Source organism: Serratia sp. J2, assembly GCF_046269175.1.
Classification (GTDB): Bacteria; Pseudomonadota; Gammaproteobacteria; order Enterobacterales; family Enterobacteriaceae; genus Chania; species Chania fonticola_C.
The window spans coordinates 144328-164463 of record NZ_JBKABN010000007.1 but is presented as its reverse complement, the minus strand read 5'-3'; the positions used below and the strand labels follow the sequence as shown (position 1 = coordinate 164463).

General features: G+C 53.7%; 24 protein-coding genes. 15 read left to right on the top strand and 9 right to left on the bottom strand.

Going from position 1 to position 20136, the window contains the following annotated elements; translation table 11 throughout:
* Positions 1 to 9 precede the first annotated feature (9 nt).
* The 4 genes from rsxG to dtpA all read left to right on the top strand — a co-directional run bounded on the left by rsxG (position 10) and on the right by dtpA (position 4078).
* Entirely contained in the window at positions 10 to 639 is a 630-nt protein-coding gene (gene rsxG, locus ACKWMY_RS10045; protein ID WP_065686131.1) for an electron transport complex subunit RsxG, read from the top strand.
* Entirely contained in the window at positions 636 to 1337 is a 702-nt protein-coding gene (locus tag ACKWMY_RS10040) for an electron transport complex subunit E (RefSeq protein ID WP_024529926.1), read from the top strand. The genes rsxG and ACKWMY_RS10040 overlap by 4 nt, the downstream gene beginning before the upstream one ends.
* Positions 1334 to 1975, top strand: a complete 642-nt coding sequence (gene nth, locus ACKWMY_RS10035; protein WP_024529925.1) for an endonuclease III — start codon at positions 1334 to 1336, stop codon at positions 1973 to 1975. The genes ACKWMY_RS10040 and nth overlap by 4 nt, the downstream gene beginning before the upstream one ends.
* A gap of 594 nt (positions 1976 to 2569) precedes the next feature.
* Positions 2570 to 4078 carry a dipeptide/tripeptide permease DtpA gene (dtpA, locus tag ACKWMY_RS10030; protein WP_024486618.1) on the top strand — a complete coding sequence of 503 codons (1509 nt, stop codon included), beginning with the start codon at positions 2570 to 2572 and terminating at the stop codon, positions 4076 to 4078.
* 133 nt (positions 4079 to 4211) lie between these two features.
* Here dtpA and ACKWMY_RS10025 read toward each other — a convergent pair whose 3' ends face one another.
* Positions 4212 to 4775 carry a helix-turn-helix domain-containing protein gene (locus tag ACKWMY_RS10025; protein ID WP_024529924.1) on the bottom strand — a complete coding sequence of 188 codons (564 nt, stop codon included), beginning with the start codon at positions 4773 to 4775 and terminating at the stop codon, positions 4212 to 4214.
* A 110-nt stretch (positions 4776 to 4885) separates the two neighbouring features.
* Between ACKWMY_RS10025 and ACKWMY_RS10020 the strand changes: the two genes are divergently transcribed.
* Entirely contained in the window at positions 4886 to 6070 is a 1185-nt protein-coding gene (locus ACKWMY_RS10020) for a benzoate/H(+) symporter BenE family transporter (protein WP_024529923.1), read from the top strand.
* 6 nt (positions 6071 to 6076) lie between these two features.
* On the opposite strand, the gene ACKWMY_RS10015 is transcribed toward ACKWMY_RS10020, so the two are convergent.
* A complete protein-coding gene (locus ACKWMY_RS10015; protein ID WP_261160497.1) occupies positions 6077 to 6931 on the bottom strand; it encodes an aminoglycoside phosphotransferase family protein in 855 nt (284 codons plus the stop codon).
* Between the two features lie 126 nt (positions 6932 to 7057).
* Between ACKWMY_RS10015 and ACKWMY_RS10010 the strand changes: the two genes are divergently transcribed.
* The gene (locus tag ACKWMY_RS10010; protein WP_409486247.1) at positions 7058 to 7435 is read left to right on the top strand and encodes a RidA family protein; all 378 of its coding nucleotides are present in this window, start codon (positions 7058 to 7060) and stop codon (positions 7433 to 7435) included.
* Positions 7436 to 7445: 10 nt separating this feature from the next.
* On the opposite strand, the gene ACKWMY_RS10005 is transcribed toward ACKWMY_RS10010, so the two are convergent.
* The gene (locus ACKWMY_RS10005; protein ID WP_024529920.1) at positions 7446 to 7826 is read right to left on the bottom strand and encodes a nuclear transport factor 2 family protein; all 381 of its coding nucleotides are present in this window, start codon (positions 7824 to 7826) and stop codon (positions 7446 to 7448) included.
* A 30-nt stretch (positions 7827 to 7856) separates the two neighbouring features.
* Positions 7857 to 8168 carry a hypothetical protein gene (locus tag ACKWMY_RS10000; protein WP_071683635.1) on the bottom strand — a complete coding sequence of 104 codons (312 nt, stop codon included), beginning with the start codon at positions 8166 to 8168 and terminating at the stop codon, positions 7857 to 7859.
* A gap of 187 nt (positions 8169 to 8355) precedes the next feature.
* Here ACKWMY_RS10000 and ACKWMY_RS09995 point away from each other — a divergent pair, with 187 nt between their 5' ends.
* The 5 genes from ACKWMY_RS09995 to gstA all read left to right on the top strand — a co-directional run bounded on the left by ACKWMY_RS09995 (position 8356) and on the right by gstA (position 11615).
* Positions 8356 to 8625, top strand: coding sequence for a hypothetical protein (locus ACKWMY_RS09995; protein ID WP_024529918.1), 270 nt, complete (start codon positions 8356 to 8358; stop codon positions 8623 to 8625).
* A 38-nt stretch (positions 8626 to 8663) separates the two neighbouring features.
* Entirely contained in the window at positions 8664 to 9329 is a 666-nt protein-coding gene (locus ACKWMY_RS09990; RefSeq protein ID WP_409486246.1) for an HD domain-containing protein, read from the top strand.
* An 83-nt stretch (positions 9330 to 9412) separates the two neighbouring features.
* Complete coding sequence (locus ACKWMY_RS09985) at positions 9413 to 9676, top strand: DUF3811 domain-containing protein (protein WP_024486509.1); 264 nt, start codon at positions 9413 to 9415, stop codon at positions 9674 to 9676.
* A 357-nt stretch (positions 9677 to 10033) separates the two neighbouring features.
* Positions 10034 to 10915, top strand: a complete 882-nt coding sequence (gene dapA / locus ACKWMY_RS09980) for a 4-hydroxy-tetrahydrodipicolinate synthase (RefSeq protein ID WP_409486245.1) — start codon at positions 10034 to 10036, stop codon at positions 10913 to 10915.
* A 97-nt stretch (positions 10916 to 11012) separates the two neighbouring features.
* On the top strand, positions 11013 to 11615 hold the full coding sequence (gene gstA / locus ACKWMY_RS09975; RefSeq protein WP_021178076.1) for a glutathione transferase GstA: 603 nt from the start codon (positions 11013 to 11015) through the stop codon (positions 11613 to 11615).
* A gap of 54 nt (positions 11616 to 11669) precedes the next feature.
* Here the strand turns inward: gstA and tyrS are convergent, their stop codons facing one another.
* From tyrS to anmK, 4 genes are all read right to left on the bottom strand, one after another.
* Entirely contained in the window at positions 11670 to 12944 is a 1275-nt protein-coding gene (tyrS, locus tag ACKWMY_RS09970) for a tyrosine--tRNA ligase (protein ID WP_024529915.1), read from the bottom strand.
* Between the two features lie 141 nt (positions 12945 to 13085).
* Positions 13086 to 13739, bottom strand: coding sequence for a pyridoxamine 5'-phosphate oxidase (gene pdxH / locus ACKWMY_RS09965; protein WP_024529914.1), 654 nt, complete (start codon positions 13737 to 13739; stop codon positions 13086 to 13088).
* Positions 13740 to 13972: 233 nt separating this feature from the next.
* Complete coding sequence (locus ACKWMY_RS09960; RefSeq protein ID WP_409486244.1) at positions 13973 to 14290, bottom strand: MliC family protein; 318 nt, start codon at positions 14288 to 14290, stop codon at positions 13973 to 13975.
* A 44-nt stretch (positions 14291 to 14334) separates the two neighbouring features.
* On the bottom strand, positions 14335 to 15456 hold the full coding sequence (anmK, locus tag ACKWMY_RS09955; RefSeq protein ID WP_261160439.1) for an anhydro-N-acetylmuramic acid kinase: 1122 nt from the start codon (positions 15454 to 15456) through the stop codon (positions 14335 to 14337).
* A gap of 366 nt (positions 15457 to 15822) precedes the next feature.
* Here anmK and ACKWMY_RS09950 point away from each other — a divergent pair, with 366 nt between their 5' ends.
* Positions 15823 to 16287 (top strand): glycine zipper 2TM domain-containing protein, encoded by a 465-nt coding sequence (locus ACKWMY_RS09950; RefSeq protein ID WP_021178081.1) that lies wholly within the window; start codon positions 15823 to 15825, stop codon positions 16285 to 16287.
* 89 nt (positions 16288 to 16376) lie between these two features.
* On the opposite strand, the gene slyA is transcribed toward ACKWMY_RS09950, so the two are convergent.
* Positions 16377 to 16811, bottom strand: a complete 435-nt coding sequence (gene slyA, locus ACKWMY_RS09945) for a transcriptional regulator SlyA (RefSeq protein WP_021178082.1) — start codon at positions 16809 to 16811, stop codon at positions 16377 to 16379.
* A 179-nt stretch (positions 16812 to 16990) separates the two neighbouring features.
* Here slyA and ACKWMY_RS09940 point away from each other — a divergent pair, with 179 nt between their 5' ends.
* From ACKWMY_RS09940 to ACKWMY_RS09930, 3 genes are read left to right on the top strand one after another with little or no spacing between them, the layout of a single operon-like run.
* Positions 16991 to 17227: a DUF1656 domain-containing protein gene (locus ACKWMY_RS09940; RefSeq protein WP_024486868.1), complete on the top strand. Its 237-nt coding sequence runs from the start codon at positions 16991 to 16993 to the stop codon at positions 17225 to 17227.
* Between the two features lie 3 nt (positions 17228 to 17230).
* The gene (locus ACKWMY_RS09935) at positions 17231 to 18094 is read left to right on the top strand and encodes an HlyD family secretion protein (RefSeq protein ID WP_024529911.1); all 864 of its coding nucleotides are present in this window, start codon (positions 17231 to 17233) and stop codon (positions 18092 to 18094) included.
* Between the two features lie 3 nt (positions 18095 to 18097).
* Positions 18098 to 20125 (top strand): FUSC family protein, encoded by a 2028-nt coding sequence (locus tag ACKWMY_RS09930; protein ID WP_024529910.1) that lies wholly within the window; start codon positions 18098 to 18100, stop codon positions 20123 to 20125.
* Positions 20126 to 20136 lie beyond the last annotated feature (11 nt).

Here is a 20136-nt window from a genome sequence, read left to right as displayed (position 1 = left end):
GGAGTCAATATGCTTAATTCCATGAGAAAGCATGGCACCACACTGGCCGTGTTTGCCGCGGTCACCACAGGCCTGACCGCCGTGGTGTACCAGTTAACCAAAACGACCATTGCCCACCAGGCCGCGTTGCAACAAAAAGCGCTGCTGGACCAGGTCGTCCCGCCGGAACATTATGACAACGATATGCAGAGCGAATGCCTGCTGGTCAGCGATCCGGCGTTAGGCAACGGCGCGCCGCACCCTCTGTATCTGGCCCGCAAGAATGGTCAACTGGTGGCAGCCGCGTTGGAAACGACCGCGCCAGACGGTTATTCTGGGGCGATCCAACTGCTGGTCGGGGCCGATTTTAACGGCACGGTATTGGGAACCCGCGTGATAGAACATCACGAAACGCCCGGGCTAGGCGACAAAATCGAATTACGTATTACCGACTGGATCACCTTCTTCAGCGGTAAAAAGATCGACGGCCCGGATGACAAACGTTGGGCAGTGAAGAAAGACGGCGGGATGTTTGATCAGTTCACTGGGGCCACCATTACCCCGCGAGCCGTGGTCAACGCCGTGCGTCGTACAGCGTTGTTTATGGAGACGCTGCCGCCTAAACTGGATACCTTGCCTGCCTGCGGAGCCAGCGAATGAGTGAAGCCAAAGAGTTAATCGTACAGGGGTTGTGGAAAAACAACTCTGCGTTAGTCCAATTATTGGGGCTGTGTCCGCTGCTGGCGGTAACGTCAACTGCCACCAACGCCTTGGGGCTTGGGCTAGCCACCACGCTGGTGCTGACCATTACCAACGGTTCCATTTCCGCCCTGCGCCGTTGGATCCCGAGCGAGGTCCGCATTCCCATTTATGTGATGATCATTGCTGCCGCGGTGAGTATCGTGCAAATGCTGATCAACGCCTACGCTTTTGGCCTGTATCAATCGTTGGGGATATTTATCCCGCTGATCGTCACCAACTGCATCGTGGTGGGCCGGGCTGAAGCAGTAGCGGCGCGAAAACCGGTAGGACTGGCCTTGATCGACGGTATGGCCATCGGCCTTGGTGCCACCAGCGCCATGTTTGTGCTGGGCTCACTACGCGAGCTGATTGGTAACGGTACGCTATTTGATGGCGCTGACCTGCTGCTGGGCAGTTGGGCCAAGGTGCTGCGCATTGAGATTGTCCATTTCGACACCCCTTTCCTGCTGGCCATGCTGCCACCGGGTGCCTTTATCGGTCTGGGGTTGATGCTGGCAACCAAATATCTGATTGACGAAAAAATGAAGGCGCGTAAAGCCAAGGCTTTGACAGTTGAACCTAACATGGAACAGGGACACGTAGAGAAAGCGCTATGAATAAAGAGAAACGCCTGGAGATCCTGACCCGCTTGCGGGATAACGACCCGCATCCGACCACCGAGCTGGTGTATACCACCCCTTTTGAGCTGTTGATTTCCGTGCTGCTCTCCGCTCAGGCAACCGACGTTAGCGTTAACAAGGCCACGGCCAAGCTCTATCCGGTTGCCAACACGCCAGCGGCCATGCTGGCGTTAGGGGTAGACGGCGTCAAAGAGTACATCAAAACCATCGGCCTGTTTAACAGCAAAGCCGAGAACGTGATTAAAACCTGCCGTATCCTGCTGGAAAAGCATGACGGTGAAGTACCGGAAGATCGCGCGGCACTCGAAGCCCTGCCCGGCGTGGGGCGCAAAACGGCCAATGTGGTGTTGAACACGGCCTTCGGTTGGCCAACCATTGCTGTTGATACCCATATCTTCCGCGTCTGTAACCGCACCCACTTCGCCCCAGGGAAAAACGTGGAGCAGGTAGAGGAAAAGCTGCTGAAAGTGGTTCCCGCCGAGTTTAAAGTCGACTGCCATCACTGGTTTATCCTGCATGGTCGCTATACCTGTATCGCCCGTAAACCGCGCTGTGGTTCATGCATTATCGAAGACCTGTGCGAGTTTAAAGAGAAGGTCTATCCGCTAAACTGAGCCTGCCGGGCACGGCGCTCCGTGTCCGCGACTCTTCCCTCCGGTTTTTTATCAAAAATGTGACTTCAAGCAGCATTAACCTTGGTGGAACCCGAGATTACCCTACAAACTCGCTGTTTCAGATAATTTCAACCGTAAAATTAGTCAAAAATTGTGGTTAACCTCACGTCTTGACGATCACATCTCATTTACAAACCTCACTACCGATCCGTTCATTTTCAGATATTTTGCATAACCCAATTTATGCACAACAAACCAAGGCCTAATGAATCATGTGCATTGGTATGGACTGGATATGGATTAAATAGCAGAAGATATAACTAAATTAATACAGGATAGCTTTTAATCAAAACAAAAACTCGGCAAATTTAATAATCGCAAACGTTAATACTGCATAACATTTGCAACATAGTTGCATAGCGTTGTCTATGTTATATGTAACAGAACATGTCAAAAAGCTTGCCACGTTGACAAAGATAGTGAACATTAACCGCCGGCATTCATCCTATAACAATGCAGAAGTGTGCAGCCCTGCATCACATTCTGCTATTTCCCGTCCTGACAATACGGGTAGTGAAAAAACCAGAGGTACCAGTGTCAACTGCAAACAACAATTCTTCGGAAAACATTAGCCTTAACGCGTTTAAGCAACCTAAGGCCTTCTACCTGATCTTCTCGATTGAACTCTGGGAACGTTTCGGCTACTACGGTCTGCAAGGCATCATGGCGGTCTATCTGGTCAAGATGCTTGGCCTGAGTGAAGCCGACTCGATTACGCTGTTCTCCTCATTCAGCGCGCTGGTGTACGGTTTCGTGGCCATTGGTGGCTGGTTGGGTGATAAAGTTCTTGGCTCCAAGCGGGTGATCGTCTTGGGGGCCATCGTGCTGGCCGCCGGTTACGCCATGGTGGCCTATTCTGGTCATGATATCTTCTGGGTTTACCTGGGGATGGCCACCATCGCCGTGGGTAGCGGTCTGTTTAAAGCCAACCCTTCTTCCCTGCTGTCTACCTGCTATGAGAAAGACGATCCGCGTTTGGACGGTGCATTTACCATGTACTATATGTCCGTCAACATCGGCTCATTCTTCTCTATGCTGGCAACCCCATGGCTAGCGGCCAAATATGGCTGGAGCGTCGCCTTCTCACTGAGCGTGGTGGGGATGCTGATCACCCTGGTCAACTTTATGATGTGCCACGGCTGGGTTAAGCAATACGGTTCAAAACCTGACTTTAAGCCCCTGCAGGTCAAAAAACTGCTGATGGTGATCGTTGGTGTAGTGGCGTTGATCGCCATTTCCAGCTGGTTGCTGCACAACCAGATTATCGCGCGCTGGGCACTGGCTATCATCTCTGTGGGTATCGTCATCGTGTTCGCCAAGGAAACCTTCGCCTTACACGGCGCCGCACGTCGTAAAATGATCGTGGCCTTCCTGCTGATGCTCGAAGCAGTAGTGTTCTTCGTGTTGTACAGCCAAATGCCAACCTCACTGAACTTCTTTGCTATCCACAACGTTGAGCACAATATTCTAGGGATCGCTTTTGAGCCAGAGCAGTATCAGGCACTGAACCCGTTCTGGATCATGATGGCCAGCCCTATTCTCGCCGCGCTGTATAACAAGATGGGCGATCGTCTGCCAATGCCGCACAAGTTTGCCTTCGGCATGATCCTGTGTTCCGGGGCGTTCCTGGTGCTGCCGTGGGGCGCAAGCTTCGCCAACGACCAGGGCATCGTGTCCGTTAACTGGCTAATCTTGAGCTATGCGCTGCAGAGTATCGGTGAGTTGATGATCTCTGGTCTGGGCTTGGCCATGGTCGCCCAGTTGGTACCACAGCGCCTGATGGGCTTTATCATGGGTTCCTGGTTCCTAACCACCGCCGCCGCCGCGCTGATCGCCGGTAAGGTCGCGGGTCTGACCGCCGTCCCAAGCGACATCAACGATGCGCATGCTTCTTTGGCTATCTATAGCCACGTGTTTATGCAGATTGGTATCGCTACGGCGGTGATCGCCGTACTGATGATGCTGACCGCACCGAAGCTGTACCGCATGACGCTGGATACCGCAGAAGATACGGCAGCAAAAGCGAAAGCTGCTGCACTGTAATCTCTGCTGTAACCTGATCTCAAAAACGCCGGAGCCTAGCTTCGGCGTTTTTTTATGATGTGACCCGTCCTGAATAGCGTTGACACGTTTTCGACTTAGCACGTCAAAATTCACTGCTGCGATTAAATCCGGTTTAAACCAGTGGGTAATGGATCAAGTCGTGAATACGTACCGGCTCCGCGCTGGCATTATGATACGCATGTGGGCAATCCGCCCGGAAACGCATGGCTTCGCCGCTGGCAAGGCTATGCCACTCGCCGTTAATCGCCAGTTCAAGTTGGCCACTGATGACAATGACATGTTCAATCACGCCCGGCTCATGAGCCGAGGATTCACTGAGCGCGCCAGGAGCCAAGTCGATCACAAACATATCAAAACCCAGTTGGCGGTCGAATGGGAAAAGCGGCACCACACGCAGATCGGCATTGTCTTGATGGAAGATGGGCAACTCACCATGTCGATGCAGCATAGCCGCCGGCTGCAGCGGCGCCGTTTCCAGAAAGGCAGAGAAAGCCACGTTAAACCCGGTAGCAATTTTCCATAAGGTCGCCACCGTTGGGCTGGATTCACCCCGTTCGATCTGCCCCAGCATCGCCTTGCTGACGCCCGTATTTTCGGCAGCCTGATTAAGGCTCCAACCGCGTTGCGTACGTAATGACTTCAGCGTTTGCGCCAAATGGCTGGCAAGATCCTGCATAACTATTCTCCTGAAAAACCTGCGGTGATTATAGCCCCTTGTGCGCTATAACGCACGATGCTATGCTCCGTCAATTCGACCGTTATAACGCACACTACTCGGGAGCGGTTATGCGTCTAGCACTCTCATTACGTGATATCTCCTTTTCTGCCATCGTTGCCGGTTTTGTCGCCGTGCTGGTAGGCTACACCAGTTCTGCAGCGATTATCTTTCAGGCCGCTGCAGCTGCGGGTGCCAGCCCGATACAAATTGGCGGCTGGCTGAGCATGCTTGGTCTAGGTATGGGTATCACTTCGTTGGGGCTCTCGCTCTATTACCGTACGCCAATCCTCACCGCCTGGTCGACGCCCGGTGCCGCGTTGCTGGTCACCAGTTTGCCTGGAACCCCGCTCAATGAGGCCATCGGGGTATTTATTTTTGCCAGCGGGCTGATCCTGCTGTGTGGTGTCACCGGCCTGTTTGCCAGGTTGATGAACCATATCCCGCAGGCCATATCGGCAGCGATGCTGGCCGGAATATTGCTCCGCTTCGGGTTGGATGCCTTTGCTTCCTTGCAGATCAATTTTTCACTCAGCGCCGGTATGTGCCTGGTGTATCTGTTCACCCGCCGCTATCTGCCGCGTTACGGGATCGTTCTAACGTTGCTTGCTGGGCTGATCATCGCAGCGTTACAGGGTAACATCCATTTCACCCAACAAACGCTGTCCTTCGCCAAGCCGGAATTTATCGCTCCGCACTTCACGCTGTCGACATTGCTGGGCATAGGTATTCCTTTCTTTGTCGTGACGATGGCCTCGCAGAACGCGCCTGGCATCGCCACTCTCAAGGCTGGCGGGTATGACGTCCCCACTTCACCATTAATCAGTTGGACCGCCCTGACGGCTCTGGTGCTGGCGCCCTTCGGCGGCTTCACGGTGTGTATTGCGGCCATTACCGCCGCCATCTGTATGGGGCCGGACGTTCATCCCGATCCCAAGCGCCGTTATATGGCTGCCGTGGCCGCCGGTGGCTTTTATCTGTTAGCGGGGGTGTTCGGCGGTACCATCGGCATGCTGTTCAGCGCGCTGCCGGTAACCTTGATCCATACCATCGCAGGGCTGGCGTTATTAGGCACCATTGCCGGTAGTTTGCAACGCGCACTCCAGGATGATAAACAGCGGGATGCTGCGGTGATCACCTTTCTGATCACCGCTTCCGGGCTGACGTTGTTAAACGTGGGGGCTGCGTTCTGGGGGCTGATTGGCGGCGTGCTGGCTTACGCTATTTTCTCATTACCACGGCGCAAAATGCCTTGAATCTCGCTATTGGCTCTCGACGGTTGGCAGGATAAATCCGTTATCGCCCTGCGGCAGCGCGATACCCAGGGCACGCGCCGCCAGTTCTGCCACGCGGAAATCGATATCCGCTTGCTCACCATCCTCCAAAAACCAGGCTGCGGAAAGCCCCGCCCAGGCGAGGATCCACTGCAGCAGGCGGCAACGTTCCAATCCAGCCAGCGAGCAAACCTGTTCAACACGACGATGGAAGATATCGGGGTCGGTGGCGACACCGTAATTGGGATTGCAGAAGATATTGGCGTAATCAAATCCACGCTCGCCATACAGACGCTTGGGATCGATCACTAACCAGCCGCGTTCGGCAAAATCCAGCACGTTGTCATGGTGAATATCTCCATGTAACACTCCCTGATCCCGTGGGCTGGTCAGCAGTTCTGCTGCCGCGGTGGCACTCAAGCGCAGCATGCCTCCATGGGCCTGCGCTGCAGGCCATAAGGCATTAAACCACTGATGCAAGGGGATCAATTCGGGGTAAGGTTCATCTCGTGGTGCATGCAATCGGGCAATGACCTGACACAGAATAGCGGTTGCCCGTTGGTCTTCACCGTTGCGTACCAGCTGTGACAATGACAACGGCCCCATGGCCCTTTCCAGCAAAATGCCGTCATCATGCCAGGCCAATACCCGCGCAGCACCTTCCCCACGCCACCAGCACATCAGCAACCCGCCAAATTTTTCTTCCTGTTCGCGGGCAATTTTCAGCATTGCGGGCATCATTTGATAGCGTACCGGCATCAACAGGCTGCTGTGGGTTTCAAACGCTGGACCGTCTGGCTCAAGTTGCCAACGTTGCAGATAAGGAATAAATGCCTGGTTGATCACCCTTATGCACCCTTATTGCGGAAATGACTGCCTGAGATGATAGTATTACCAGGCAGCATCCTGCAAAAATTTCGGCTGCACGCGCTGATGAGTGCGTGCTCTTGGTCATCTCCTGGGGTCATCATGTCATTACTCAAACGTACCAACTATACAAAATTACCTAAGCCGGGTGGGCCCTATGTGCACGCGGTACGCCACGCCGATACGCTGTACGTCTCTGGCCTGACCGCCTTTGCCACCGAAGCCCAAGGGCAAACGGTACAAGACCAGGCTCGCGCCATACTGGAACAGCTTGCGGCCGTTGCTGCCAGCGAGGGCACCAATCTTAAATCACTGATCAAGATCACCGTTTTTCTGACCGATATAACCGACCTGGCGGCCATCCGTGACGTTCTGTTCGACTATCTGGACGGTGCGCTTCCTGCCAGTTCTCTGGTTGCCGTCAGCTCCCTGTTTTCGCCAGATCTCAACGTCGAGATCGAAGCCATTTTGGCACTGTAAATCAGGGGCGCTATAATGCGCCCTCATCCAGTTCACAAGGCCCAATCTTAAACCAGGCCTTGGCGATCTTACCCTGCTCAATCTCATAGATGGCAATGACGTCCATCTTCCCGCGTCCCTGTGGAAAATTGCGCGTGACCACCTCTTGATCGATCACCAAATTCTCTACCACCATACGTTTGATACGCTCACCGTAAAGGCTAGGCTCTTGGAAGCGGGCAATATGACGCTCACGAATTTCTCCTTTACCACGGGCAAGCAACGTATCCGGATGCTGATAATACAGCGCATCGTCGGCCCAGCAGGCCATAAAAGCGTCGATATCACGGGCATTGTAGGCATCAAGCTGCTGTTGCACGATCTCTTCTGGGCGTACTGTTTTGCTGTTCATCATAATCCCCTGCATAACGTTGAATCGAGGTTAAAGCTCGACGATTTCATCCACCTGATGGTGAAACACGTAAGGATCGGAGATCAGCGCGAAGGCTTCATCATCCGGATAAGTTACCGCTACCTGATAGGCTTCACCGGCGAAACACTTGATGGCCTCCAGTGAGGTCCAATAGGTTGCCAGAAAGAAATGTGCATAGTCTCCCTGCACCTCTTGCCTGACAAAAGCCCCACGGTTGCCCGCAATCTCTTTAGCATGCTTGACGCCTGTGACATGCAAATGATCGGCAAATCCTTGCCGATGTTGTAGCGGCACGCAGCCGTGCCAGGTTCTGACAATCATCGCCACCCACTGAATATAAAACCGGAAATAGTGAATAAATAACCTATCATGTTTTTGGCCGATTTCAATCCGTCAGCGCATGATTTTTAAACCGATGCAGAAAGTGACATAACAGCCCTTATCCGCTATGACGCTGTCGGGAATAATCTGCTAATTTAGCAACTGGACTGATTGATGATGAGTGACTATGCAGCAAAAGCCGGTTTTGCATGAAGCCAGACAGTTGAAACGCCTTAACGCCGAAACGCGGCGGCAGTCGCACATGTATAAGTGGATTGCTTTGGTGGCGGCACTGGATGCAGTGTTGGTGTTTTATTATGACCGGGATATGCGTAATGTTTCATTTTCCACCCTGGTGGCACTGGTTTGCGGCTATCTATGGATCCGCGATCGCAATAAGGCGCGCGGCTATCGGCGCGAGTACGACAACAAATACGGCAACTCTCGCAACGAGTAATCTCTCTTCACTTCCAGCCTATTGATAAGGATCGATTTGTGCATTCTTCAACCGTCTCCCCAGAGCTGTTACACCCCTTCTCCCCATTTCAGGCATTAGCCCAAGCGTTACTGCCGCTGACGCTAGAGGGGGATGATGGTTCGCATGATGTGGCCCACCTGCACCGCGTTTGGAAAAATATTTGCCAAATCAGTCAGGATGAAGGAGGAGACCAGCAAATTCTGTGTGCCGCCGTATTGCTGCATGACTGCGTTGCGGTAGAGAAAAACTCCCCTCAGCGTCATCTGGCCTCCCGCATGGCGGCAGAAAAAGCCAGCATCGCGCTGGCAACCCTTGGTTGGTCTAATGAGGATATCAACAAGGCTGCGCACGCGATCGAGGCACACAGTTTTTCAGCCGCTATTCCCCCACAAACGCTGGAGGCCAAAATCCTGCAGGATGCCGACAGGCTGGATGCGATTGGCATGATCGGCGTTGCCCGCTGCTTCTACATCGGTGGCCGCATGCGTAGCGCCCTCTATGATGCCGCCGACCCGCTGGCGCAACAGCGCCAGTATGATGACAAGCGATTCACTCTGGATCACTTCGAAACCAAGCTGTTCAAACTACAGGAAGGGTTTCAGACTGCGGCAGGCCGAAGGATGGCGGCATTACGCACCGAACGCATGCGCCGCTTTCTCAGCGAGCTGCTGGAAGAAGTTTGATCAGCACATTGATAACTACAGAGCAATATCTTTGCCATAAATGCTGTACACTGAAAGTCAACTTCACAACACAGGTTGCCAAAATGAAGAGACTAACGCTGAAAGAGATGACAGAAAGCGAACAACGTGAAGTAAAGACCGATCTGGACAGAGCAAGCAAAAACCTCGAGCGCCAGTTGACCAACTCCGAACATAATAGAATTAAAGACGAAGCCATCGATCGCATTATGGCCGCACGTGAAAAGATTGCCAAAGCGACCCGCGCAGAACGCAAAGCCAACCGGGCACAGCCAACAGGTGCTACCTTCAGTTGGACTGCCTCCATCAGCACGCGCCCACATCGTTGATCACAGACCCCGCTTTAGCGGGGTCTCTGTTTGATAAGCCAGATTCATCTGCACCCAACTATTATTAATATCCCTATTATCATCTGGTTATCCATTGACAGCCAACCGTGACCTGTCCACTATCGGGTGACATTCACAGGTTATGAGATCGCCATGTCCCCTTTCATCCAACAGGCCACACCGCAGCAAACCGCGTTGACCGTGGGTGAAGCTTCGGCGCTTACTTCGAAGAAACAGCCGCTCATTTGACCGGGGCGCGCTGTCCCGTCAGATGAGCTGACTGGATGGTGTGCAACGCGATACTCCTTTCTGGTTTTTTCATCTGACTCCTTGTCGGTCACGTAGCAGGAGTTTTACATGGCTTCATTTTCCGGTATTTGGGTAGCACTGGTTACCCCATTCAATCATGACGACGTTGATTTCCCAGCAGTCAAAAAGCTGGCTCAGTATCTGATCGCCAAAGGCGTCGCTGGCGTGGTGGTCTGCGGTTCGACCGGCGAAGCCGCGGCCCTGAGCAAAGAAGAACAGTTGGCGGTGCTGGATGCCGTGCTCGAGGTGGTGCCAGCCCACCAGGTGGTCATGGGCCTTTCCGGGAATAACATGGCTAGCACCTTGCAGATGCAGCAGGCCATCAACCTGCGCGATATCGCCGGTGTGCTGATCCCCGCCCCATATTATATTCGCCCTTCGCAGACGGGCCTGGTGGAGTATTTTACCCGCCTTGCCGATGCCTCTCGCGTGCCAGTGATTTTATATAACGTGCCTTATCGCACCGGAGCAACTTTTGAGTTGGCAACGCTGAGGCAACTCGCCCGCCACCCGCAAATCAAGGCGATCAAAGATTGTGGCGGCTGCCCCGAGGCCACCATGGCGCTGATCCATGACGGCGAGATCGACGTGCTGACCGGCGAAGACAATCTGATCCTGACCACGCTGTGCCTGGGTGGCAGTGGCGCAATTTCCGCTGCGGCACACCTGCACCCGGAACGCTTTGTTGCTCTGGTGGAACAAGTCGCGCAAGGCGATCTGGCTGCCGCACGCAGCAATTTCTATACCCTGCTGCCAATGATCCAACAGATGTTCAGCTACCCGAACCCGGGCCCGGTTAAAGCGGCGCTATCTCAGTTGGGACTGATAAAAAACGAGCTTCGCTCCCCAATGCAAACCGCGCCACAGGCATTGCAGCAGCAGATCGCCGATTTACTGGCGCAGTTGCAACCACTCACTCTGGCGGAGTAATAAAATATTGTTGGCAAAACCGCTGTAATTTTTCCGGCCTAGGACTAGGATGGGAAGTTAAACCTGCCTGTCCTTCATCACCATCAAGGAGTTTTCGATGAAATTGTTCTATAAAGCTGGCGCCTGTTCCCTGTCCCCTCACATCGTATTACGTGAGGCCGGGCTGGATTTCACCGCAGAGAAAGTCGATTTAGCACACAAGAAAACCGAAAGTGGTGCCGACTATCTGGCGATCAACCCAAAGGGGCAAGTCCCGGCGTTGGTACTTGACGATGGCAGCCTGCTGACCGAAGGCGTGGCGATTGTGCAATACCTGGCAGATCGCGTACCGGATCGTAACCTGATCCCGGCCGCTGGCACGCTTTCTCGCTATCATGCGATCGAATGGCTGAACTATGTGGCCACCGAGTTGCACAAAGGCTTCAGCCCGCTGTTTAACCCGAAGACGCCGGACGAATACAAAGCGATTGCCCGCGATAAGCTGGCTAGCCAGTTCAGCTACCTGGACTCTGTGCTGGAAAAACAGCATTACCTGTTGGGCCAGCGTTTCAGCGTGGCGGATGCGTATCTGTTCACCGTGTTGCGTTGGGCGAAGGCGTTACAGTTTGATCTCACTAAGCACGCGCACCTGACGGCTTATTTCGATCGCGTAGCGGCTCGCCCAGCGGTGGCAGCGACGTTGAGTGCCGAAGGTCTTTAAAGCCTGAATAAAAGAAAGGGGCCACATTGGGCCCCTTGTCAGTATCAAAACAGATTATTTCCAGTCAACCAGGCAGTAATGCTTTTTGCCGCGACGCAGCAGCGTGTAACGGCCAAACAGGCGATCGCTGTCGGTAAACAGATATTCCGGGTTGGATTGCTTCTCACCGTTGATGGTCACCGCATTGGAACCGATCATGGTGCGAGCCTGCCCGCGAGAAGGGACCAGTTCTGCATTTACCAGCGCCTGTTGCAGATCTGCATCGTTCTCCAGCTTGATGGTTGGCATGCCATCCTGAGCCAACTGCGCAAAGTCCGCCTCGGTCATTTCGTGCAGTGCGCCAGAGAACAGGCTCTGGGTGATACGTTTCGCCGCGGCCAAACCCTCAGCACCATGCACCATACCGGTCACTTCTTCTGCCAGCACATACTGAGCGCGCGGCGCTTTACCGCTGTTCTTGTCTTCTTCTTCCAGCGCATTAATCTCTTCAATGCTCAGGAAGGTGAAGAACTTCAGGAAGCGATAAACGTCCGCATCCGCGGTGTTGATCCAGAACTGGTAGAATTTGTACGGGCTGGTTTTTTCCGGAGCCAGCCATACCGCGCCACCTTCGGTTTTACCAAACTTGGTACCGTCTGACTTGGTGATCAACGGCACCGTCAGGCCGAACACCTGTTTCTGGTGCATGCGGCGAGTCAGGTCGATACCCGAGGTGATGTTGCCCCACTGGTCGGAGCCACCGATCTGCAACTCCACCTGATGGCGGTTATACAGCTCGGAGAAGTCGAACCCTTGCAGCAGGTTGTAGGAAAACTCGGTGAAGGAGATCCCGGAATCATCACGGTTCAGGCGCTGCTTGACCGCTTCCTTATTGATCATCTGGTTAACCGAGAAGTGTTTACCGATGTCACGCAGGAAGGTCAGCACGTTCATGCCGCCAAACCAATCGTAGTTGTTGGCCGCAATGGCGCTATTGCTGCCACAGTCGAAATCGAGGAACGGAGAAACCTGCTTGCGGATTTTCTCGACCCATTCGTTGACCGTTTCCGTGGTGTTGAGTTTGCGTTCGGCGGCTTTAAAGCTTGGGTCGCCGATCATACCGGTCGCGCCACCTACCAACGCTACCGGCGTATGGCCGGCCAGTTGGAAACGCTTCAGGCACAGCAGAGGCACCAGATGGCCCAAATGCAAGCTGTCAGCGGTCGGATCGAAGCCGCAATACAGTGCAATTGGCCCTTGCGCCAGTCGCTCTGCTAACGCTTCCTCGTCCGTCACTTGAGCCACCAGGCCCCGCTCTTGCAGTTGTTGAATCAGGTTGATGCTAGCCATCAATTTCTCCATGTATAAACGAATGCACCTTTGCCGGTACACGGCCTTCGCCCATTGGCGAAAATCACAAAATTCGGGGTAGCGCATAGAATAAAGCGCCAGCGGCATCAGTGCCAGCGCTTAAGGGGGATTTTCCGTCTATCAAGGTGCCAGTCGGTCAATTTTCCAGTCATTTCCCTCGCGTTGATACAGGAAACGGTCGTGCAACCGGTGTGCGCCCCCTTGCCAGAACTCAACGGAGTCAAATTTCACGCGGAAACCACCCCAAAAACTGGGCAATGGCACCTCGCCTTGCTGGAATTTTTGCTTCAGTTCGAGGAATTTGCTTTCCAGGATGCCACGAGCGGAGATGCGCGTTGACTGCTGCGACACCCAAGCGCCGATCTGGCTGTCTTTGGGCCGACTGTTGAAATACTTCATCACTTCCAGCGTCGATAGCCGCTCGGCCTGGCCGAGGAAGATCACCTGGCGATCCAGCATATGCCACGGGAACAGCAGGCTGATATGCGGGTTTTGCGCCAGCTGTTGCGCTTTGCGGCTGCCCAGGTTGGTATAAAACACCAGGCCCTGATCATCGAAGTGCTTTAGCAGCACGATGCGTTGGAAAGGCTGCCCCTGCTCGTCCACGGTAGCGACACACATGGCGGTAGGATCGGCCAGACGCGCCTCACAAGCCTGTTTGAGCCAGCGTTCGAACAAATCCAGGGGGTTGGCGGTCAGATCGTTACGGCGTAGCCCGCCACGGGTATATTCACGGCGCAGATCCGCCACATCAAACTCATTATTATCAGTCATCTGGATTAGCAACCAAGCGGTAAATTCGTTGTCATATTCTGCGCCTGTAGCAGCAGGATCTCAATCATTCTGCTAGCAAATTGCTGCGCCCCGATAGTGCAACAAGTGAGAGTCGTGCAGAACACCGACACGCCGTCAACCCATACATGGGGGGTTCGTATCGCGCATCTCTGCGCTCGACGGTCGGTTAACCTGCACAACTCCCACCTGCCTCAGGCTTCAATGGCGCGGTATTAAGCGTGGTTAGCGTCTTGAACCAGCACGCAGTCGCTCATGATCACTTTATCATTGCGCTCGACAAAGGCGTTTGGCCCTTTCGACCAGAAGGTGTATTTACCGTCGCTGTATTTGGCACCGGACGCCGCCAGCACCTGTTTCAGCTTCAGTTGTTCGCCGTCCATCAGGAAGCTGACCGTGCTCTCTTCACCATTGAGTTCCACGGTAAGCGGCGTCGTTCCACATTGATAGTGCAACGTTTCGCTTTTTTGTGGGACCACGTAGCTGCAACCCGCCAACACGAGAACTCCGGCAACCATCGCTATTTTTTTCATCAGGTGCTCCTTAAGATATGTACCCTTTCCTTATCCTAACAGAGCTAGCGGCGGCCCAACGGCAAAACCGGATAAATCCCACCTAGCAGCGTTTCACAACTGGCACCGGTAACTGAAGGCAGATTTCCCGGCAGACCGGAAATGGTCCGGAATGCTAGCCAGGCAAAAGCCAACGCCTCCATGTCATCTCCACTGACGCCAAAGTGATCGGTGGTTGCCACCTCGGTACCCGGCAGCAAGGCGGACATTCTCGCCATCAACAGTGGATTACGGGCACCACCACCGCAGACCAGCAGCCGCTCACAGCCCCCAGCCAGCATCACCTGCTCGCTAATGGTGGTGGCGGTCAGTTCCACCAGCGTGCTCATCACATCCACCGGCGTTAACCCCGGCAACGTCGCCAGCTGTTTTTCCAGCCAACTGATATTGAAATATTCTCGGCCGGTACTTTTCGGTGCCGGTAAGGCGAAATAAGGGTCGGCCAACATCTGCTGCAATAGCGGTAAGCAAACGCGCCCTTCCATCGCCCAAAGGCCATCTTTATCGAAAGGTTTCGAGCGATGGCGCCATACCCACGCATCCAGCAGCATATTCCCCGGCCCGGTATCAAAACCGCGCACCGGTGCGCCGGGCAGTAACAATGACAGGTTGGCGATGCCGCCAATATTCAGCACCATACGGCGCTCGGTCGGGTGAGCCAACAAAGCCTGATGAAACGCGGGAACCAAAGGCGCCCCTTGGCCACCATAGGCCATATCACGGCGGCGAAAATCCCCCACGGTAGTGATATTGGTCAATGCCGCCACCCGGTTATTGTCCCCAAGCTGCATCGAAAAACGTGTCTCGCCCTCCGGCTCATGCCATACCGTTTGGCCATGACAGCCAATGGCGGTGATTTCATGGGCCGGAATACCGGTCTGCTTTAACAGCCCCTGCACCGCTTCACCGAACAGCGTGCCCAACTGCGCATCCAACCGTCCTACGGCAGAAAGCGTGGTCTGCTGCCCTTGGCACATCCCCAGAATATCTTTTTTCAGTTGGATCGGCATTGGGTGGCTATAGCTTGCCTGTTGCGCCACCATACGTTCATCGATCGCGGCAAGCACCACGTCGATCCCATCCAGACTGGTGCCAGACATAACACCAATATAGCGGCCTGACTTCATCAGCACTATCCTTTACCCTTTCCAGGTTGCAACCGTTTTCACCCTTTAAATAGACCAGAATTGTGCGATTAACGCCATGAATTATGATGTCTTTTTTACGGCCTGTGAGCGAAGTTGTTTATTTTATGTCGAGAATTGGTTATATATTCAACAATCCGCGGGGTTAAAGCGCCGATTATTTGTTTTCAGTTCTGTCATAAAGCTAAACCACCGTTTATTATTGGTTGAACAGAGGAAAGCTAAGCTGTATTACAGAGGCAGCTCATGGATGATTTCAAACCGATTCAACCATAATTGCTGTAATATTTATAGAACTTGGTTTGGGCCTATCTCCCAGATCTGGATTACCAACTGCAGGAGCTTTATATGATCAAGCGTCTTCTTGTTGTCGCTCTCGCCTCAGTCACACTGGCGGGCTGTGCAAACCAAACCGCGTCCGGTGATGTCTATTCCGCCTCTCAGGCCAAACAGGTACAAACCGTGACCTTTGGGACCTTGGTGTCCGTACGCCCGGTGCAAATTCAGGGCGGTGAAGGCTCAAGCATGCTTGGCACCATCGGCGGCGCAGTCCTGGGTGGATTCCTGGGGAATACCATTGGTGGCGGCACTGGCCGTAGCCTGGCAACCGCAGCGGGCGCCGTAGCCGGTGGTGTGGTAGGCGACAGCGTCGGTAGCGCAGCTAGCCGTAGCAACGCCTGGGAGCTGGAAATCAAAACCGATAATAAAGAAAATATCGTGGTGGTACAGAAAGCCGGGTCGACTAAATTCAGCCCAGGCCAGCGCGTTCGTATGGCGCAAAATGGCAGTACCGTTACCGTTTCTCCACTGTAACGTCCTTGCCTGAATGCAAAACCGGAGGCCCCTGGGCCTCCGGTTTCTGTTTGTTGCTGTGACTAAGCATAATAAAAAAGGCGCTGGATTTATTGTTTTTCTTGCAGTTCGATGATGTTCTGTTCCAGCTTGCTAATCAGACCAACTAAAAGTCTTACTTCTTCTGCCGAGATACCGCTGAGAATTTCGCCTCTGGTTGACGTGATCACACTATCCACTTCACGAATAATCGGCTCTGCCGCCTCGGTCAATTTGATGCGCTTGGCACGTCGATCGTTAGCGCAGGTGTGACGGGTGATCAACCCTTTTTCTTCCAGTTGATCCAAGGTACGGACCAATGAAGGTTGCTCAATACCGATCGCTTTTGCCAATTGGATTTGCGACTGTTCAGGCGGTAATCGGTTGATATTGTGCAATGTCACCCAATGCGTTTGTGTAAGCTCCAACGGCTTTAGCCGATGATCGATCAGCGCACGCCAAACACGAACTAATCGTGCTAAATCTGAACCTAACGTTGATTCCACTTCCCCCTCCTTATAGTTAGCATGCTAACATTACTCCCCAAAGTGTAGCCCATTTTGGTTAATTAACATTAAAAACACAAATGTATATAATCCAAATCGCAAAAATAGACACATTTTTATCGGTAATTGGTTATCCTCTATGCAAACATCCTTCATATTCACTCATCGGGATTGCTAACGTGAATACGACTTGGCTCCATACTGCGTCACCACTGCCCGATCTGGTGCTAGGTGCATCGCTTTATTTCCCACCTCTATTTAAAGCTTTCTTACTGGGTTTAGTCTTCTGGTTGCTGGTGCATCACTTGCTACGCGACTGGATGTACTCCGGTGATATTTGGCACCCAATGCTGATGGATCTGTCCATCTTCGTCATTACCGTCAGCGGTTCCCTGTGGCTCCTAGCGAGTTGGTAACTCATGAAGCATAAGACATTAAAGTATTTTTCGACGGTTATTGTTTTCGCCATCGCGATCTGTGCTGGCTGGTGGTTATGGAATTACTACATGCAATCCCCTTGGACACGCGACGGTAAGGTTCGAGCTGAACTCGTCAATATTACCCCGGAAGTCTCTGGCAGATTAGAGAAGATACTCGTTCATGATAATCAGTTCGTTACTGCGGGAAGCCTGATTTTCAGCATTGATCCCGTGCCTTACCAAATTGCGTTGGACAATGCCGAGGCGGCGCTGGCCAAAGCGCAGGCAGATATGGCCAAGGCCGATCATGAAGCAGCCCGCCGCCGCAGCCTGCCCCGTAACGTCATCTCCTCGGAAGATCTGGATGAGTCCAACCTGGCCGCCGCCTCCATGAAAGCCTCGTATAAGGCGGCGCAGGCCAATCTGGAACAGGCCAAATGGAACCTCAGCAAAACGCGGATCTATGCCCCTACCGACGGTTACATCACCAACTTACAGGCCCGCGTCGGCAACTACGCCACCGCAGGAACGCCGTTGGTGGCGCTGGTAGACACCCATTCGTTCTATGTGCTCGGTTATTTCGAAGAGACCAAGCTCAGACATATCAGAGAGGGACGCAAGGCGGATATCGTGTTGTATAACGGCAATATTCGGCTGCAAGGGGTGGTCGAAAGCATTGGCCGGGCCATTTACGACCAAAGCGCCGACAGCAGCAGTGATTTGCTGATGGATGTGAAACCCAACGTGCCTTGGGTACGCCTGGCACAACGGGTGCCGGTACGCATCAAGCTGATCGATATTCCAGCCGACCTGACTCTGGTAGCCGGTACCACCTGCACCATTTCAATTCATCAGCAGGATTAATGTGTGAACCTGCCCTTTCTTGAATGGAAGCGCTCGCCCTGGGGTAAAGCCACCGCAGGGCAATGGCGCTATGCGCTACGCAACACCCTGGCTATGTGCCTGGCGTTGTGGGTCGCCTTCGTTTTACAGCTGGACGAGCCCTATTGGGCACTGACCTCCGCCGCCGTCGTCAGTTTTCCGACGGTTGGCGGCGTGATCAGCAAGAGCATTGGCCGCATTTTTGGCAGTCTGCTTGGTGCCATGGCTTCACTGCTGATTGCCGGTTGCCTGAACGATCCCTGGTTGTTCACCTTGTCGATTGCCAGTTGGTTGGGGCTATGCACCTACATTTCCAACCACTACCAGAACAATGTCTCCTACGCCTTTGCCCTGGCGGGCTATACCGCCGCGATCATCGTGTTTGGCACGGTGAATATTACCGACACCCAGCAAATTTTTGATATCACCCAGGCACGCGTATGTGAGGTGATCACCGGTATCCTGTGCGGTGGCCTGATGATGATGATCCTGCCAAGCACTTCGGATGGTGAGACTTTGCTGGTATCGCTACGCCGCATGCACTTACGCCTGCTGGAACACGCCGCCATGCTGTGGCAACCGGAAATCAGCCTGCGGATGCGTACCTCCCACGAGGGCGTTATCGGCCAGATCCTGACCATGAACCTGCTGAGAATTCAGGCCTTCTGGAGCCATTACCGGCTGCGCCGACAAAACAATATCCTCAACTACATGCTGCATCAGCAATTGCGCATCACCAGCGTCATCTCCAGCCTGCGCCGCATGTTGTTAAACTGGCCAGATTGCCCGGAGAATCTGGCGGCAGTGTTGGAGCAATTGTTGAATGAATTACGCGACCCCACCACGGATAAATACCGGCTGGCTCATATTCTGGTCGCCATCGCCCCTCAGGATCCGGCCGATTATCGCCATCGGGCCTTCTTCCTGCGCCTGCGCCACTTTTGCTGGCTCTATCTGCGCTGTTCCCGTTGGCTGCAACGGCTGGAAAGCGCTACCCAGGTCAGCGATATCGAACCACCGCGAGTTACCTCACTAGCGCGCCATACCGACAGTGTTGAGGCCGCTTACAACGGGCTACGCACTTTCTTATGCATCCTGATCGGTTGCGCTTATTGGATCACTACCCAGTGGGACTCCGGTAGCTCTGCGCTGACGCTGATCGCCATCAGTTGCGTGCTCTATTCTTCTACGCCTTCGCCGATCAAATCCATCACCACCTTACTGAAGGCTGTTTCCCTGCTGTTTGCCTTCTGCTTTGTGATGAAGTTTGGCCTGATGATCCAGATTGACGATTTCTGGGTGTTCTGCGCCTTCCTGTTCCCGACCCTGGTCACGATGCAGATGATGAAACTGCAAAATCCACCCTACGCCCCACTATGGGGTCAGTTGATCGTGTTTATGGGATCGTTTCTCGCCGTGACCAACCCACCGAGCTACGATTATCAGGGCTATATCAATGACAGTCTCGCCAAGATTGCCGGCGTGCTGTTGGCCGGATTGGCGTTCCAAATCCTACGGCCCAGTTCGGACAAACTCAAAAGCCGACGGATTATCCGCGCGTTACGCCGTGATTTTATCGATCAATTGAGTAAGAAACCGCAGCAAAGCGAAAGTCAGTTTGAGTCGCGTATTTATCACCGCATCAGTCAACTGAATCAAAGCCGGGATCAGGAGGCTCGCACTTGGCTATTGCGCTGGGGAGTAGTACTACTGAACTGCAGCCACGTGGTTTGGCAACTGCGTGATTGGCAAACCCGTTCAGACCCGCTGGCCGCCGTGCGCGACGTCTGTATTCATTGTTTGAAGGGAGTCATGACTGAGAAAGGGGTGCAGCATGCGTCGTTGGACGCCACCTTGCAGGAGTTGCAGCGTATGAGTAACGCGCTTGCCCAGCATCCAGAACAGGCTGCGCGTGATTTGGCGGGCTTGATTTGGCGACTGTACTGCTCACTGCAGCAGTTACAGCAGGCGATCATTCCACCGGAAGCGGTAACAGCGCCCACGCCAGGCTGACGCGGGCGGCT